This window comes from Pseudomonas sp. PME37.24/006 (assembly GCF_055556635.1).
In genome coordinates this window covers 446,586-461,797 of sequence record NZ_JBVHNL010000001.1, presented here as the reverse complement: position 1 = coordinate 461,797, position 15,212 = coordinate 446,586, and the positions used below count along the sequence as shown (strand labels likewise).

Annotated in this window: 14 protein-coding genes and 1 tRNA gene; 2 read left to right on the top strand and 13 right to left on the bottom strand. The window is 58.9% G+C overall.

Going from position 1 to position 15,212, the window contains the following annotated elements; all coding sequences use genetic code 11:
* Window positions 1-57: 57 nt before the first annotated feature.
* The 8 genes from rimP to rlmE form a co-directional block, all read right to left on the bottom strand.
* Window positions 58-516 carry a ribosome maturation factor RimP gene (gene rimP / locus ACZ3GY_RS02125; RefSeq protein WP_463565999.1) on the bottom strand — a complete coding sequence of 153 codons (459 nt, stop codon included), beginning with the start codon at window positions 514-516 and terminating at the stop codon, window positions 58-60.
* A 296-nt stretch (window positions 517-812) separates the two neighbouring features.
* A tRNA-Leu gene (locus ACZ3GY_RS02120) sits at window positions 813-898 on the bottom strand.
* Between the two features lie 10 nt (window positions 899-908).
* Entirely contained in the window at window positions 909-1,298 is a 390-nt protein-coding gene (gene secG, locus ACZ3GY_RS02115) for a preprotein translocase subunit SecG (protein ID WP_465908776.1), read from the bottom strand.
* A gap of 4 nt (window positions 1,299-1,302) precedes the next feature.
* Window positions 1,303-2,058 (bottom strand): triose-phosphate isomerase, encoded by a 756-nt coding sequence (tpiA, locus tag ACZ3GY_RS02110; RefSeq protein WP_465908775.1) that lies wholly within the window; start codon window positions 2,056-2,058, stop codon window positions 1,303-1,305.
* Between the two features lie 65 nt (window positions 2,059-2,123).
* Window positions 2,124-3,461, bottom strand: coding sequence for a phosphoglucosamine mutase (gene glmM, locus ACZ3GY_RS02105; RefSeq protein ID WP_465908774.1), 1,338 nt, complete (start codon window positions 3,459-3,461; stop codon window positions 2,124-2,126).
* Between the two features lie 22 nt (window positions 3,462-3,483).
* Entirely contained in the window at window positions 3,484-4,335 is an 852-nt protein-coding gene (gene folP, locus ACZ3GY_RS02100; RefSeq protein ID WP_465908772.1) for a dihydropteroate synthase, read from the bottom strand.
* 8 nt (window positions 4,336-4,343) lie between these two features.
* Entirely contained in the window at window positions 4,344-6,260 is a 1,917-nt protein-coding gene (gene ftsH, locus ACZ3GY_RS02095) for an ATP-dependent zinc metalloprotease FtsH (protein ID WP_465908771.1), read from the bottom strand.
* Between the two features lie 187 nt (window positions 6,261-6,447).
* Window positions 6,448-7,080 carry a 23S rRNA (uridine(2552)-2'-O)-methyltransferase RlmE gene (gene rlmE, locus ACZ3GY_RS02090; RefSeq protein WP_225835089.1) on the bottom strand — a complete coding sequence of 211 codons (633 nt, stop codon included), beginning with the start codon at window positions 7,078-7,080 and terminating at the stop codon, window positions 6,448-6,450.
* 99 nt (window positions 7,081-7,179) lie between these two features.
* On the opposite strand from rlmE, the gene yhbY reads away from it, so the two are divergent.
* On the top strand, window positions 7,180-7,491 hold the full coding sequence (gene yhbY / locus ACZ3GY_RS02085; RefSeq protein ID WP_225835093.1) for a ribosome assembly RNA-binding protein YhbY: 312 nt from the start codon (window positions 7,180-7,182) through the stop codon (window positions 7,489-7,491).
* A 9-nt stretch (window positions 7,492-7,500) separates the two neighbouring features.
* On the opposite strand, the gene ACZ3GY_RS02080 is transcribed toward yhbY, so the two are convergent.
* Genes ACZ3GY_RS02080 through carA form a run of 4 tightly spaced genes read right to left on the bottom strand, consistent with a single transcriptional unit; the run spans window position 7,501 to window position 12,799 of the window.
* Window positions 7,501-7,956, bottom strand: coding sequence for a DUF4149 domain-containing protein (locus ACZ3GY_RS02080; RefSeq protein ID WP_463563716.1), 456 nt, complete (start codon window positions 7,954-7,956; stop codon window positions 7,501-7,503).
* Window positions 7,934-8,410 carry a transcription elongation factor GreA gene (gene greA / locus ACZ3GY_RS02075; protein ID WP_463563715.1) on the bottom strand — a complete coding sequence of 159 codons (477 nt, stop codon included), beginning with the start codon at window positions 8,408-8,410 and terminating at the stop codon, window positions 7,934-7,936. The genes ACZ3GY_RS02080 and greA overlap by 23 nt, the downstream gene beginning before the upstream one ends.
* Window positions 8,407-11,628 (bottom strand): carbamoyl-phosphate synthase large subunit, encoded by a 3,222-nt coding sequence (gene carB / locus ACZ3GY_RS02070; RefSeq protein ID WP_463563714.1) that lies wholly within the window; start codon window positions 11,626-11,628, stop codon window positions 8,407-8,409. The genes greA and carB overlap by 4 nt, the downstream gene beginning before the upstream one ends.
* A 34-nt stretch (window positions 11,629-11,662) precedes the next feature.
* A complete protein-coding gene (gene carA / locus ACZ3GY_RS02065; RefSeq protein WP_463563713.1) occupies window positions 11,663-12,799 on the bottom strand; it encodes a glutamine-hydrolyzing carbamoyl-phosphate synthase small subunit in 1,137 nt (378 codons plus the stop codon).
* 257 nt (window positions 12,800-13,056) lie between these two features.
* Between carA and ACZ3GY_RS02060 the strand changes: the two genes are divergently transcribed.
* Window positions 13,057-14,460, top strand: a complete 1,404-nt coding sequence (locus tag ACZ3GY_RS02060; RefSeq protein ID WP_465908769.1) for a DNA cytosine methyltransferase — start codon at window positions 13,057-13,059, stop codon at window positions 14,458-14,460.
* Window positions 14,461-14,472: 12 nt separating this feature from the next.
* Here ACZ3GY_RS02060 and ACZ3GY_RS02055 read toward each other — a convergent pair whose 3' ends face one another.
* The gene (locus ACZ3GY_RS02055; protein ID WP_225835105.1) at window positions 14,473-15,204 is read right to left on the bottom strand and encodes a PmeII family type II restriction endonuclease; all 732 of its coding nucleotides are present in this window, start codon (window positions 15,202-15,204) and stop codon (window positions 14,473-14,475) included.
* Window positions 15,205-15,212 lie beyond the last annotated feature (8 nt).

Sequence of the window (15,212 nt, the reverse complement as noted above, 5' to 3'; positions counted from 1 at the left end):
CGCCTCTCGCAATCCATTGGGATCCACGCATTCCGCGAACCCCGCGGGATCCGTGTCTCAATCAAACCGGGGGATAATATTGGCCTTGTCGATCAGATCGATCGGCAAAAGGAACTCGTGGTCATCCACCTGCACCACCACGTCCTCCTCCTCCACACCACGGAGCAGACCCTGAAAATTGCGGCGCCCTTCGAACGGCGAGCGCAACTTGATTTTTACTTGCTCGCCGCCATGGCTGGCGAACTGCGCCAAGGTGAAAAGCGGCCGATCCATACCGGGCGAGGACACCTCCAGGGTGTACTCCGCGGCAATGGGGTCTTCAACATCGAGGACACCACTGATCTGCCGACTGACCTTTTCGCAATCCTCAATAAGGACGCCATTGGCACTATCGATGTAGATACGTAGCAGCGAATGCCGCCCCTGAGACAGAAACTCAATACCCCAGCACTCGTAGCCAAGCGCCTCGACTACCGGGGCCACCAAGGCCTGCAACTGTTCTAGCTTGCTCGACACCTGAACCCCTCGCGCATGCTGTGCAAATAAAAAATGGGCGAAACGCCCATCCATAAAACCGTCCGTGCGACGGCAAATCTGTCCACCAGCTAGCAAAAAGCCCCTTGAAAGGGGCTCCACTAATACTGGCTACGGGGGCTGGATGAACCAGTGACCTCAGGGCCATTAGCCCGACGCCGACGATTCGCTCCACCCGCGTCAAAACTGGGAGCGGATTATACGACCGAACCGGCTCGCAGGTCAACCAACCCTCCAGAAACAGAAAAGCCCGCATACAGCGAGCTCTTCCATTTAATTGGTACCGAGAAGGGGACTCGAACCCCTACAGCCTATGGCCACTACCACCTCAAGGTAGCGTGTCTACCAATTCCACCACCTCGGCAAATTAACGCTTACTGCTCTTCAGGGGTTTGAGGTACATCTTGCTGCCCCGAAGTTGGTGCCTGCTGTTGCTCAAGCACCGGTACATCTTCTGCTGCAGGCTTGCTTTCCTGCGGCACTTCCATCACTGCCGGATCAGGCAAACCAGCCTGACCAAGCGTATCAGACTTTTGGTTAGCAAAGTAAGCTAACCCCAAGCTGGTAATGAAAAAAGCGGTGGCGAGTATAGCAGTAACTCGGCTCAGAAAGGTAGTAGTTCCCTGACTACCGAATACGGTATTCGAGGCACCAGCACCAAACGAAGCACCTGCATCGGCACCTTTACCCTGCTGCAGCAAAACCAGCACAACCACACCGATCGCACCCAGCAGATGAAGAACCACAACGACTGTTTCCAGCATATTCTTAGTTTCCTGCAGCGCGACAGATCGCACCGAACTCATCCGCATTCAGAGAGGCTCCACCCACAAGCCCCCCATCGATATCTGGCATGCCGAATAACTCGGCTGCATTGGCGGCCTTGACACTGCCGCCATAAAGAATTCTTAAAGCACTCGCCACATCTGCATCTTTGCCAGCGACCCGAGCACGAATCGCCGCATGCACATCCTGAGCCTGCACGGGCGACGCCGTCAGCCCGGTACCAATGGCCCAGACCGGCTCGTATGCCACTACAGCAGCCGACAGAGCCGCAACGCCCAGGGCGCCGATGACGCTATCGAGCTGACGCTCGACAACCGCAAGCGTCTCCCCAGCCTCGCGCTGCTCAAGGGTTTCCCCCAAGCACAGAACCGGAACGAGCCCAGCGACCTGAGCCGCCGCGAACTTGCGAACGACCTGCTCTTCGCTATCACCCAGGATCAGGCGGCGCTCGGAATGACCGATCAGCACGAACTTGCAGCCGGTATCGCGCAATTGCTCGCTCGATACTTCTCCGGTCAACGCACCCTGCCCCGCCTCGACCGCACAGTCTTGCGCGCCAACCGACACGGCAACGCCACTCAGCCCCTCGACAACCTGACCGAGATGAACACTGACAGGAAACACGGCAACATCGACATCACCAGGCAACACCTGCTGATTCAGACCACCGATCAGCTCTGCGACACTGGCGCGGGTACCGTGCATTTTCCAGTTACCAGCAACCATTGGGCGGCGCATGCTTTACCTCGTTGGTCAAAGAGGGCGCAGATGTTACCCAACCGCTTGTGGACTGGCAAGCCGAATCAAGCACAGACTTTAGAGACAACCTCAGCCAATTCATTGGCATAGGCTCGCACCTGCGTTTCGTCCTCGCCTTCGACCATGACCCGAACCAGCGGCTCGGTGCCGGACTTACGCAGCAGCACACGGCCACGTCCTGCCATTCGCTCGGTCACGCTGTCACTGGCAGCCTGAACATCGGGGTGCTTGAGTGGATCGACACCGCCACCGAAACGCACGTTGACCAGCACCTGCGGACATTTGCGCAGCCCCTGGCGCGCCTCAGCAAGGCTCTGCCCACGCCGACGGATGGCAAGCAATACCTGCAACGCAGCAACGATGGCGTCACCCGTGGTGACGTGCTGGAAGCACACCAGGTGTCCGGAGTTTTCGCCACCCAGCTGCCAGCCGCGCTCCAGGAGCTCGGCGATCACGTAGCGGTCGCCCACATTGGCGCGCACGAAGGGAATCTGCAGTTCATCGAGGGCCAGTTCAAGGCCCAGATTACTCATCAAGGTACCGACGACACCGCCCTGCAGCTTGCCACGCGCCTGCAGATCACGGGCGATGATGAACAACAACTCGTCACCGTCCACCACCGCACCGGTGTGATCGACCATCAACACCCGATCGGCGTCGCCATCGAAGGCAATACCCAGATCCGCCTGACGCGACACGACTTCGGCCTGCAGGTTTTCGACATGAGTCGAGCCGCAATCCGCGTTGATGTTCAGCCCGTTGGGCTGAGCGGAAAGCACCGAAACTTCGGCACCGAGCTCCTGGAACACCGCCGGAGCGACCTTGTAGGCCGCACCATGGGCACAATCGAGAACGATCTTGAGGCCGGCGAAATCGGTGCTGGTCGGCACACTGCTCTTGCAGAATTCGATGTAGCGACCTGCGGCGTCATTGATTCTCGATACCTTGCCGAGCTGCTCGGACTCGACCACCGTCATCGGCGCATCGAGCAGCTCCTCGATCATCAGCTCGACTTCGTCAGGCAGCTTGGTGCCCTGCCCGGAGAAGAACTTGATGCCGTTGTCATGATGAGGGTTGTGCGATGCACTGATGACGATGCCCGCTTCGGCGTGGAAGGTACGCGTCAGGTAGGCGATCGCTGGCGTCGGCATCGGCCCCAGCAGCATGACGTCAGCGCCTGCGGCAGACAGACCCGCCTCCAGAGCCGACTCGAACATGTAGCCGGAAATGCGCGTGTCCTTGCCGATCAGAATCCGGCACTTGCCCTGCTTGCGAAAGGCCATGCCCGCGGCCCAGCCGAGTTTGAGCATGAAGTCAGGCGTAATGGGATAGTGACCGACGCGCCCACGAATACCGTCGGTGCCAAAATATTTGCGACTCAAAACGACAACTCCCTTCTTCTAATTACTGCGCCGCTTCGACTGCGGCGACCATGCGCACCACGTCGACGGTTTCCGCCACATCGTGAACGCGCAGAATACTTGCACCCTTGGCAACGGCCAGAGCCGCCAGGGCCAGACTGCCATACAGGCGCCCATCGACCTCGCGGCCCAGCACGGCACCAATCATACTCTTGCGTGAAACGCCGACCAGCAGCGGCAGACCAAACGCCTGCAGCGCAGGCATGCGCCTGAACAGGCTGAGGTTGTGCTCGAGTGTTTTGGCAAAGCCGAAACCCGGATCGAGCACGATACGCTCTGCGGGAATGCCAGCCGCCTCGCAGACCGCCAGACGCTCGCGCAGAAAGTCTGCCACGGCATCCAGCACATCGTCGTACTGCGGACTCTGCTGCATGGTAGTGGGCTCACCACGCATATGCATAAGGCAAACCGGCAAGCCGCTATCAGCAGCCGCCTGCAGCGCGCCGTCACGCTGCAGCGAGCGCACGTCGTTAATCAGCCCGGCACCCAGCCTGGCCGACTCACGGATGACTTCCGGAGTCGAAGTATCGACGGAGATGATCACGTCCAACTCGGCGGCGATGGCTTCCACCATCGGCGCCACGCGCGCGAGCTCCTGCTCCACGGACACGGGAGCGGCGCCCGGCCGAGTGGACTCACCGCCTATATCGATCAGCGTCGCCCCGGCCAGCACCATGCTTTCGGCATGGCGCAACGCCGCATCGCGCAGGGCGAAGCGGCCACCGTCGGAGAACGAGTCAGGGGTTACGTTGAGGATCCCCATCACTTGGGGACGGGTCAAATCAAGAAACCGGCTGCCACAGGGCAGCCGGTTCCGGGGTATAGCATGGGACATGAAAAGCCTTACAGCTCGGCAGCAGGGCCGCCGATTGGTTTCTCGGGGAGATCAGCTTCGTCGGGTTTGGCTGCCGGCTTGCCGGCATCGCTGCCACCACCCGTCCAATCACGCGGCTCACGCGGCGCGCGACCACTCATGATGTCATCGATCTGATCAGCGTCGATGGTTTCATACTTCATCAGGGCTTCAGCCATGGCATCAAGCTTGTCGCGGTTTTCCTCGAGCAAGCGCTTGGCCGTGCCATAGCACTGATCGATGATGCTGCGCACCTCCGAATCAATCAGCTTGGCTGTTTCACCCGACACACTGGAGCTGGACGAACCGCCACCACCACGAAGGAACGGCTGGTCATCATCTTCGGCATACAGAAGCGGGCCAAGTTTCTCCGAAAGCCCCCACTTGGTAACCATGTTCCGGGCGATCTGACTGGCACGCATGATGTCGTTGGACGCGCCGGTGGTTACACCGTCGAAGCCCAGGGTCATTTCTTCGGCGATACGGCCGCCGTACAGCGAGCAGATCTGGCTGATCAGTGCACGCTTGGACAGGCTGTAACGGTCTTCTTCTGGCAGGAACATAGTCACACCCAAGGCACGGCCCCGGGGAATGATCGAGACCTTGTAGACCGGATCATGCTCGGGCACCAGACGACCGACGATGGCGTGACCTGCCTCGTGAAATGCGGTGTTGAGCTTCTCCTTGTCCGACATGACCATGGATTTGCGCTCTGCGCCCATCATGATCTTGTCTTTGGCCAGTTCGAACTCCTTCATCTCGACGACGCGCTTACCCGAACGAGCAGCGAACAGCGATGCCTCGTTGACCAGGTTGGCCAGGTCAGCACCGGAGAAGCCTGGAGTACCACGGGCGATGACCGCAGCCTTGACGTCCTCACCCATCGGCACCTTGCGCATGTGCACGTTGAGGATCTGCTCACGACCACGGATGTCCGGCAAACCGACCACCACCTGACGATCGAAGCGGCCCGGGCGCAGCAACGCAGGGTCGAGCACATCCGGACGGTTGGTCGCGGCGATGACGATGATGCCATCGTTCATTTCAAAGCCGTCCATCTCTACCAGCAACTGGTTGAGGGTCTGCTCGCGCTCGTCGTGACCGCCACCCATGCCGGCGCCACGGTGGCGACCAACGGCGTCGATCTCGTCGATGAAGATGATGCATGGCGCATGCTTCTTGGCCTGTTCGAACATGTCACGCACGCGGGAGGCACCGACACCCACGAACATTTCCACAAAGTCAGAACCGGAAATGGTGAAGAAAGGTACTTTTGCTTCGCCAGCAACCGCCTTGGCCAGCAGGGTTTTACCGGTACCCGGCGAGCCGACCATCAGCACACCACGTGGAATACGACCACCAAGGCGCTGGAACTTGCCGGGGTCACGCAGGAACTCGACGAGCTCACTGACTTCCTCTTTAGCCTCGTCACAACCCGCGACGTCAGCGAAAGTGGTCTTGACCTGATCTTCGGAAAGCAGGCGCGCCTTGCTTTTGCCAAAGCTCATCGGCCCGCCTTTGCCGCCGGCACCGCCTTGCATCTGGCGCATGAAGAACATGAATACGGCAATGATTACAAGGATCGGGAAGCTGGCAACCAGCAATTGCGTCCAGATGCTCTGCTGCTCAGGCTGCTTACCAACGATCTCGACGTTGTTATCCATCAGATCCTTGATCAGACCATTATCCTGGATCGCCGGGCGCACCGTTTCAAACGACGAACCGTCGGAACGCATGCCGCTGATGATGTAACCATCGACGGTGACACGCTTGACCCCACCATCCTGCACCTGCTGGATGAACTCCGAGTAGTTGAGCTTGTTAGTCTCACTCGGACTGGAGAAATTGTTCATCACCGTAACCAGGACGGCAGCGATGATCAGCCACAGGATCAGATTCTTTGCCATGTCGTTCAATTAGCTACCCTCTGAAGCAGGCCCCTTGCCGAAGCGTGCTTCGCATGACGACCAGTTATAAACCGATCTAACTTACTACAAACGCCCGCCCGTGGCTGACACCGTCTGTAACCCTTTATGAGATATCTGCCCGTAACGATGCGCGCATAGGCTTGGACTGACAACCAAGCCTTTGGTTTTACTCTTCGCGCTGTACTTTGAGTCCGCGAGCCAACATGTACTGCTCACGAGAACGGCCGCGCGATGACAGCGGTTTGCGCATCTGCACCTTCTCGAACAGACCACGAACCTGCTTGTGGTACTCATCGAAACCTTCGCCATGGAAGATCTTGATCAAGAAATCGCCACCAGGACGCAAGACACGCGTGGCGAGATCCAGTGCCAGCTCGCACAAATACATGGCACGAGGCTGATCCGACTCCCTGACTCCACTCATATTGGGGGCCATATCGGAAATCACAAGGTCTACCGGATGATTGTCGATCGCTTCCAGAATGCGCGCGAACACCGCGTCATCCGTGAAATCACCCTGAATGAAAGTCACGTCCGGAATACTGTCCATTTCCAAGATGTCCGAAGCGATCAGCCGGCCTTTATCGCCAATAACGCGACTGGTGACCTGCGACCAACCGCCCGGAGCAGCACCGAGGTCGACCACAGTGATGCCGGGGCGCAGGATGCGATCCTTCTCTTGAACCTCCAACAATTTGTAGCTGGCACGTGAACGATAGCCGTCCTTTTGCGCCATTTTGACGTACGGATCGTCGAAATGCTCTTTCAGCCAACGCTGGCTGGTCTTGGAACGGGCCACAACAACACCTCGGAAGAACAGAATGAATAACTGGGCGGGCTTCGAGCGGCTCGGTTAAAATAGGCCGCTTTCCCCAGATTAAGACGCAGGGTTCAGATTATGCCGCTCACTCAAGAGCAGAAGAAACAGTTCAAATCTATCGGCCACCACCTGAAACCGGTATTGATCGTTGCCGATAACGGTGTTACCGAAGGCGTATTGGCGGAGCTGGAGCGCGCCCTGAACGATCATGAACTGATCAAGATTCAGTTGCGCATTACCGAGCGCGAAGGCCGCCTGGCGGTGATCGATGAGTTGTGCAAGGCCAGCAAGGCCGACCTGGCACAGGTTATCGGAAAAATGGCGCTGCTCTACCGCAAGAACCCCAAAGCCAATCGCAATCTGTCCAACATCAGCCGCCATCAGGGCTGAGTCGTCGAATTAGCCGACCGCGGGGTCGGCTATCGAAGGTTTGCGGGGCACAGGCTGTAGCACCAGCAGCAGACCGAAAAATGCCAGCAACAGGTAACTGAACAGTTGCCAGCGGATGGCATCCGGCCAGAGCGCGAGCGAAGCCAGCAAGCCCGAGGCAATCGACAGTACCGCGAGCAGCAATTGCCCGCGGCGCTCGCCCCAAAGCGACGAAAGACGACGCAACCTGACCAGCAAGCCAGCCTGAATCAGCACGCAGACCAAGGTGATCAACACCATCTGCGGCATCAACACGCCGGCGATTTCATCGATCAGCAGCGACGCCAGCCCTACACTGTACAGCCCCGGCAGCACCATGAAGTGCAGTATCCAGATGCCGCCCACCCAGAGGGTTTGCAGCAGCATCCAGAAGCCTGCCGCCATGTCGGACGTCGCGGCGAGGTCAGATGTGACGAACTTCGACAATTTCGTACTCGATCAGACCGCTTGGCGTTTTCACCGTTACCACGTCACCCTCCTCCTTGCCGATCAAGGCACGGGCGATAGGCGAACCGACGGAAATCTTGCCCTGTTTGATATCAGCCTCGTCCTCTCCGACGATCCGATAGGACACGCTTTCGTCAGTCTCGACGTTGGCGATTTCCACCGTGGTGCCGAAGATCACCTTGCCGGTATGGGCAATGGTACTGACATCGATCACCACTGCATTCTGCAGACGCCCTTCGATATCACGCACACGTGCCTCGACCATACCCTGCTGCTCACGAGCAGCATGGTATTCGGCGTTTTCCTTCAAGTCGCCCAACTCACGGGCCGTGCCGATATCCTGGCTCAGCTTCGGACGGACGACCTTGGTCAGATGGGCCAGTTCTTCTTCCAGGGCGCGAGCGCCCTCGACGGTCATTGGGTATTTGATCATGCCTTGATTCCTGCGTGCAGATCCTGCAGTCGGCGCACTGTCTTCTCAGGACCGAATTTGAGTGCCTCGCAGATCGCCTGCCCCGCCGCGATGGTGGTGGTGCAGTAGATCTTGTGCTGCAGAGCGTTACGACGAATGGAGTAGGAGTCCGCGATGGACTGCCGACCTTCGGTGGTATTGATGATCAGAGTGACTTCGTCATTCTTGATCATATCGACCACGTGCGGACGACCCTCAGTCACTTTGTTAACGCGACGAACCGGCAGGCCGGCAGCCTCGATCACCTTGGCGGTGCCGGAGGTGGCCACGACCTCGAAGCCCAGACTGATCAAATCGCGAGCGACTTGCTCGGCCAACGGCTTGTCGTCGTCACGCACGCTGATAAAGGCGCAACCCGCAGTCGGCAGGATCTCACTGGCGCCCAGTTGCGCCTTGGCGAACGCTTCACCGAAGGTATCGCCCACGCCCATCACTTCACCGGTCGACTTCATCTCTGGACCGAGAATCGGGTCAACGCCTGGGAACTTGTTGAACGGGAATACTGCTTCCTTGACGCTGAAGAACGGTGGGATGATTTCTTTGGTGAAGCCGATTTCAGCCAGCGTCTTGCCAGCCATCACACGCGCCGCAACCTTGGCCAGCGACTCGCCGATGCACTTGGAGACGAACGGCACAGTACGCGAAGCGCGCGGGTTGACCTCGATCACATAGATGTCTTCGCCCTGCACGGCCATCTGCACGTTCATCAAGCCGACGACGCCGAGCTCTAGGGCCATTTTCTTGACCTGGTCGCGGATCTCATCCTGGATGTGTGCCGGCAGCGAGTAAGGCGGCAGCGAGCAGGCGGAGTCACCGGAGTGCACGCCCGCTTGTTCGATGTGCTGCATGATGGCGCCGATGACGACCTGCTCACCATCGCATACCGCATCGATATCGACTTCGATGGCGCAGTTGAGGAAGCGATCGAGTAGAACCGGGCTGTCGTTGGAGACTTTCACCGCTTCGCGCATGTAGCGCTTGAGCTCTTCTTCCTGGTAGACGATTTCCATCGCCCGGCCACCCAGTACATAGGATGGACGCACCACCATCGGGTAGCCGATGTTCTTGGACAGCGTCAGCGCCTCTTCTTCGCTACGCGCAGTGGCGTTGGCAGGTTGACGCAGGCCGAGGCGCTGCACCATCTGCTGGAAACGCTCACGGTCTTCGGCGCGGTCGATGGCGTCCGGGCTGGTACCGATGATCGGTACGCCAGCTTCTTCCAGGGCACGGCACAGCTTCAGCGGGGTTTGGCCGCCGTACTGGACGATCACACCTTTCGGCTTCTCGACGCGAACGATTTCCAGCACGTCTTCCAGGGTCACCGGCTCGAAGTACAGGCGATCGGAGGTATCGTAGTCGGTGGAAACGGTTTCCGGGTTGCAGTTGACCATGATGGTCTCGTAACCGTCTTCACGCATGGCCAGCGCGGCGTGCACGCAGCAGTAGTCGAACTCGATACCCTGGCCGATGCGGTTCGGGCCGCCACCGAGGATCATGATCTTGTCGCGGCTGCTCGGATTGGCCTCGCACTCTTCCTCGTAGGTCGAATACATGTAGGCGGTATCGGTCGCGAACTCGGCAGCGCAGGTGTCCACGCGCTTGTACACAGGCAGCACTTTGAGCTTGTGGCGATGGCTGCGCAGGTTCTTCTCGGTGACACCGAGCAGTTCGGCCAGGCGCGCATCGGAGAAGCCCTTGCGCTTGAGGCTGAACATCAGGTCACGGTCGATGCTCGACAGACCCAGGGTTTTGATACGCTGCTCGTCCTTGATCAGATCCTCGATCTGTACCAGGAACCACTCGTCGATACGCGTCAACTCGAACACTTCTTCGACCGTCTTGCCGGCACGGAAAGCGTCGCCCACGTACCAGATGCGATCCGCACCCGGCACGATCAGCTCGCGCTTGAGGGTACTTTCCGCCTCAGGGTCGGTTAGATCGAGCTTCGGATCGAAGCCGGACACGCCGACTTCCAGGCCACGCAGCGCTTTCTGCAGGGATTCCTGGAAGGTACGGCCGATGGCCATGACTTCACCGACGGATTTCATCTGGGTGGTCAGGCGGGCGTCGGCCTTGGGGAATTTCTCGAAGGCGAAACGTGGGATCTTGGTAACCACATAGTCGATGGCCGGCTCGAACGACGCAGGGGTACGACCACCGGTGATGTCGTTGGACAGCTCGTCGAGGGTGTAACCCACGGCCAGCTTGGCGGCGATCTTGGCGATCGGGAAACCGGTAGCCTTGGAGGCCAGCGCCGAGGAACGCGACACGCGCGGGTTCATCTCGATGACGACCATACGGCCAGTGTTCGGACAGATGCCGAACTGCACGTTGGAGCCACCGGTTTCCACGCCGATCTCGCGCAGCACCGCCAGGGAGGCGTTACGCAGGATCTGGTATTCCTTGTCGGTCAGGGTCTGGGCCGGTGCGACGGTGATCGAGTCACCAGTGTGCACGCCCATCGGATCGAAGTTTTCGATGGCACAGACGATGATGCAGTTGTCCTTCTTGTCGCGGACCACCTCCATCTCGTATTCCTTCCAGCCGATCAGCGATTCGTCGATCAGCAGCTCGCTGGTCGGCGACAGATCCAGGCCGCGCGTGCAGATTTCCTCGAATTCTTCTCGGTTGTAGGCAATACCGCCACCCGTGCCGCCCATGGTGAAGGACGGACGGATGATGCACGGGAAGCCGACCTTCTCCAGAACACCGTAGGCTTCCTGCATGTCGTGCGCGATGCCGGAGACCGGGCATGCCAGACCAATGTCCTTCATCGCCTTGTCAAAGCGCGAGCGGTCTTCAGCCTTGTCGATGGTGTCGGCGTTCGCGCCGATCATTTCCACACCGAACTTTTCCAGGATGCCGTGTTTTTCCAGATCCAGCGCACAGTTCAATGCAGTCTGGCCACCCATGGTAGGCAGCAGGGCGTCAGGGCGTTCCTTCTCGATGATCTTGGCCACGGTGGCCCATTTGATCGGCTCGATGTAGGTGGCATCAGCCATCGCCGGGTCGGTCATGATGGTGGCCGGGTTGGAGTTCACCAAGATGACGCGGAAGCCTTCCTCGCGCAGGGCCTTACAAGCCTGGGCGCCGGAATAATCGAACTCGCAAGCCTGCCCAATGACGATGGGGCCGGCGCCGAGGATCAGGATACTTTTGATGTCTGTACGTTTTGGCATGTTCTCTCTCGAATCCTTAGGTCAGTCGGCGGGCTTAGCGGCGTTTGGCCATGGCGTCGATGAAGCGGTCGAACAGCGGAGCGACATCGTTCGGCCCCGGACTGGCCTCAGGGTGGCCCTGGAAGCTGAAAGCGTCCTTGTCGGTGCGCTCGATACCCTGCAGGGTGCCGTCGAACAGAGACTTGTGGATCGCCCGCAGGTTGCCCGGCAGAGTCGCTTCGTCCACAGCGAACCCGTGGTTCTGACTGGTGATCATCACCACGCCGGTATCCAGATCCTGAACCGGGTGGTTGGCACCGTGGTGGCCGGTGCCCATCTTCACGGTCTTGGCGCCGGAAGCCAGGGCCAACAACTGGTGACCAAGGCAGATGCCGAATACCGGAATATCGGTTTCCAGTACGTCCTTGATCGCCTGGATCGCGTAATCGCAAGGCTCGGGATCACCCGGGCCGTTGGACAGGAATACGCCATCAGGGTTGAGTGCCAACACATCCTTGGCCGGTGTCTGCGCAGGCACCACGGTGAGACGGCAACCACGCGCGACCAGCATGCGCAGGATGTTCAGCTTGACGCCGTAGTCATAGGCCACGACGTGATAGGGCAGCTCGCTGGCGGCAATTTCCGGATGACTGTCATCCTTCAGGTTCCACACGCTGGAACGCCACTCATAGCGCTCGGTGCAGCTGACTTCTTTGGCCAGATCCATGCCTTTGAGGCCCGGGAAGCCACGCGCCAGCTCGAGAGCTTTTTCCTCGGTGGCGTCAGCGCCAACCAGGATGCAGCCGTTCTGCGAACCTTTCTCGCGCAGAATGCGGGTCAGGCGGCGGGTATCGATACCGGCGATGGCGACAGTGCCGTTTTCCTTGAGGTAATCCTGCAAGGACTGCTTGTTGCGCCAGTTACTGGCGGTCAGCGGCAGGTCACGGATGATCAGACCAGCCGCCCAAACGCGATTCGACTCGGCGTCTTCTGGGGTGGTACCGGTATTACCGATGTGTGGATAGGTCAGCGTGACAATCTGCTGGGCATAGGAAGGATCGGTGAGAATTTCCTGATAGCCGGTCATGGCGGTGTTGAACACCACCTCTCCGATAGTCTGGCCATCGGCCCCGATGGCCTCGCCGCGAAAAATGCTGCCGTCAGCAAGGGCGAGTATGGCTGGCTTACTCAAGAAGACCTCCCGTAGATCGTGAAGCGAACGCAGATTGTAAAAAAGCGGGATGACGTGTGAAGGTCATCCCGCTTTTTTAATTGATTCATTCTGCGCAACTTTAGTGGACACACTAAAGCGGAAAGCCTACAGGAAAACCCGGTTTTTCGAAAGCCATAACCAGGGAAAACTTGCAAACCGATTCATCACCAATTGACACATCACCCCTCAGCCGTAAAATTCGGTACTTCCTACAGGTTTCGGCAGGGAAACCCTGAGTGAGTACCTATCTAAGCATTTCGGCCACCGCCGCCGCACTGAAGATCAGCGTACAGCGTGTTAGAACCCTGTGCCGAAATGGCAATCTGGCCGCCCAGAAAATTGGCAGCAGCTGGATCATCGACCCACTCAGCGTCACCCACTACGGTTTAAAAACGGCTCATATGCTTGCACATGATCATCCGGCGCAGCAGCGCCAGAGTGGAAAACCCATCGCCCTTAGTTTCTTTTCCGGTGCCATGGGCCTGGATCTAGGCCTGGAAAAGGCTGGTTTCGATATTCGCCTGGCTTGCGAATCGGACAAGTACTGCCGACAGACCATCGCCCTGAACCGCCCGGACACTGCACTGCTCGGCGATATCAATAGCTGCTCCGCCGAACAGGTGCTGGAGGCCGCCGGCATCGGACGCGACGACGTCGACGTAATCGTCGGCGGTCCACCCTGCCAAGCCTTCAGCACGGCCGGCAAACGCAAGGCGTTCAATGACGACCGCGGCAACGCCTTTCTCAAATACATCGACCTCGCCCTGGAGATTCGTCCACCACTGATCGTCATCGAGAACGTCCGCGGCCTACTCTCCTGCCCAATGGATCATCGCCCTCACGACCAACGCGGTGCGGACTTCCCTGATCTTTCACTGGACGAAATGAAAGGCGGCGCCCTGAATTTCGTGCTCAGCAAGCTGCGCAATGCGGGCTACGCCTACTCGTTCAACCTGTACAACTCGGCGAACTTCGGCACTCCGCAAGTGCGCGAGCGGGTCATCATCATCTGCTCACGAGACGGGCAAACCGCTCCGTTCCTGACACCGACCCATAGCGAGGATGGCGCCCTGAACCTGCCCGCCTGGCGCACCGTACGCCAGGCCCTGGAAGGCCTGAGCAATCATGCCCACCTGAATTTCCCGGAAAAGCGCCTGCGTTATTACCGCCTGCTCAAAGCTGGGCAGAACTGGCGCAACCTGCCAGAGGATCTGCAGCGCGAAGCGATGGGCAAGTCCTACTTCTCGGGCGGTGGCAAGACCGGCTTTCTACGGCGCCTGGCCTGGGACAAACCCTCGCCGACCCTGGTGACGCATCCGGCGATGCCCGCCACGGATCTGGCGCACCCACAGGAAGACCGCCCGCTGTCGATCCAGGAGTACAAACGTATTCAGGAATTTCCAGACGATTGGCAACTGGCGGGCCCGCTGATCCAGCAGTACAAACAGGTCGGCAATGCTGTGCCGGTGAGCCTCGGCCACGCTGTAGGGGTTCTGCTGCGCGGCCTGCTCGCTGGCGAAGCGCACCCTGCGCCGAGCGCGTTCAAGTTCTCGCGCTATCAGGCGACCTGCCACGAACAATGGCTGAAAGCCTTCGAGCAGCAACGACGCAAGACGCAATTGACCCTGGCAATCAGCTAAAGCTCTGGACGCTCAGGCTTCGGAGTTGAAACGCAGCAAGCGCGCCCAGTCGATCGCGCCCTGTTCGTCACAGAACTCCAGGGTAAATTCTCGGGTGAACTTGTTAATCATCTGCCCGTAGCTCTCGGCGAACTCGTCGTTGCGCTCACGGGCCTTGAAGCCCAGCGGCTCGATCAGCTCCAGGTAAAGATCCTCGTCACCTGAAATGAACGCCCAGAAACGCTGGCCGCAATATTTGAAATAGCTGCCTTTGTCGGGATTGTTGTCGCGCCCATAGCAACAGCCATTGACCGCAACCACCTGCAGCCCCGAATTACCGGTACGCAGGGTGCGCTGGGCGGTGAGAAAATTGCTTTTCATCTGACCGATCTGCGAGCTATTACCCCAGTTCGGCCCAGACTTGATCGCCACGATGTAACGCAAGCCCTCCTTATCGAATTCCAGATCAACTCCGGTGATACCGGACTTCCAACCCCCATAGACCTGAGCATTGATAAAGATCGCCAATCCTTCCAACCAATCGCCGAACAAGGTTTCTTCGTTGGAGGAAATATGCGCGTCGATGATCCCGCGAATGATCTGCTCGGCCGTGAGGACGTGCTTGGCGCGGTACATATAAGGGTTCTTACGCTTGAGCACATCTTTGAGCTTGAGCCGCCCAAGGCTGGCAATACGTTTCTGGTGAAAGGCACCAATATTCAGCTCGACGTAACGCGCCACATCATCGAGATTCAACGGATTCATCGCCAACA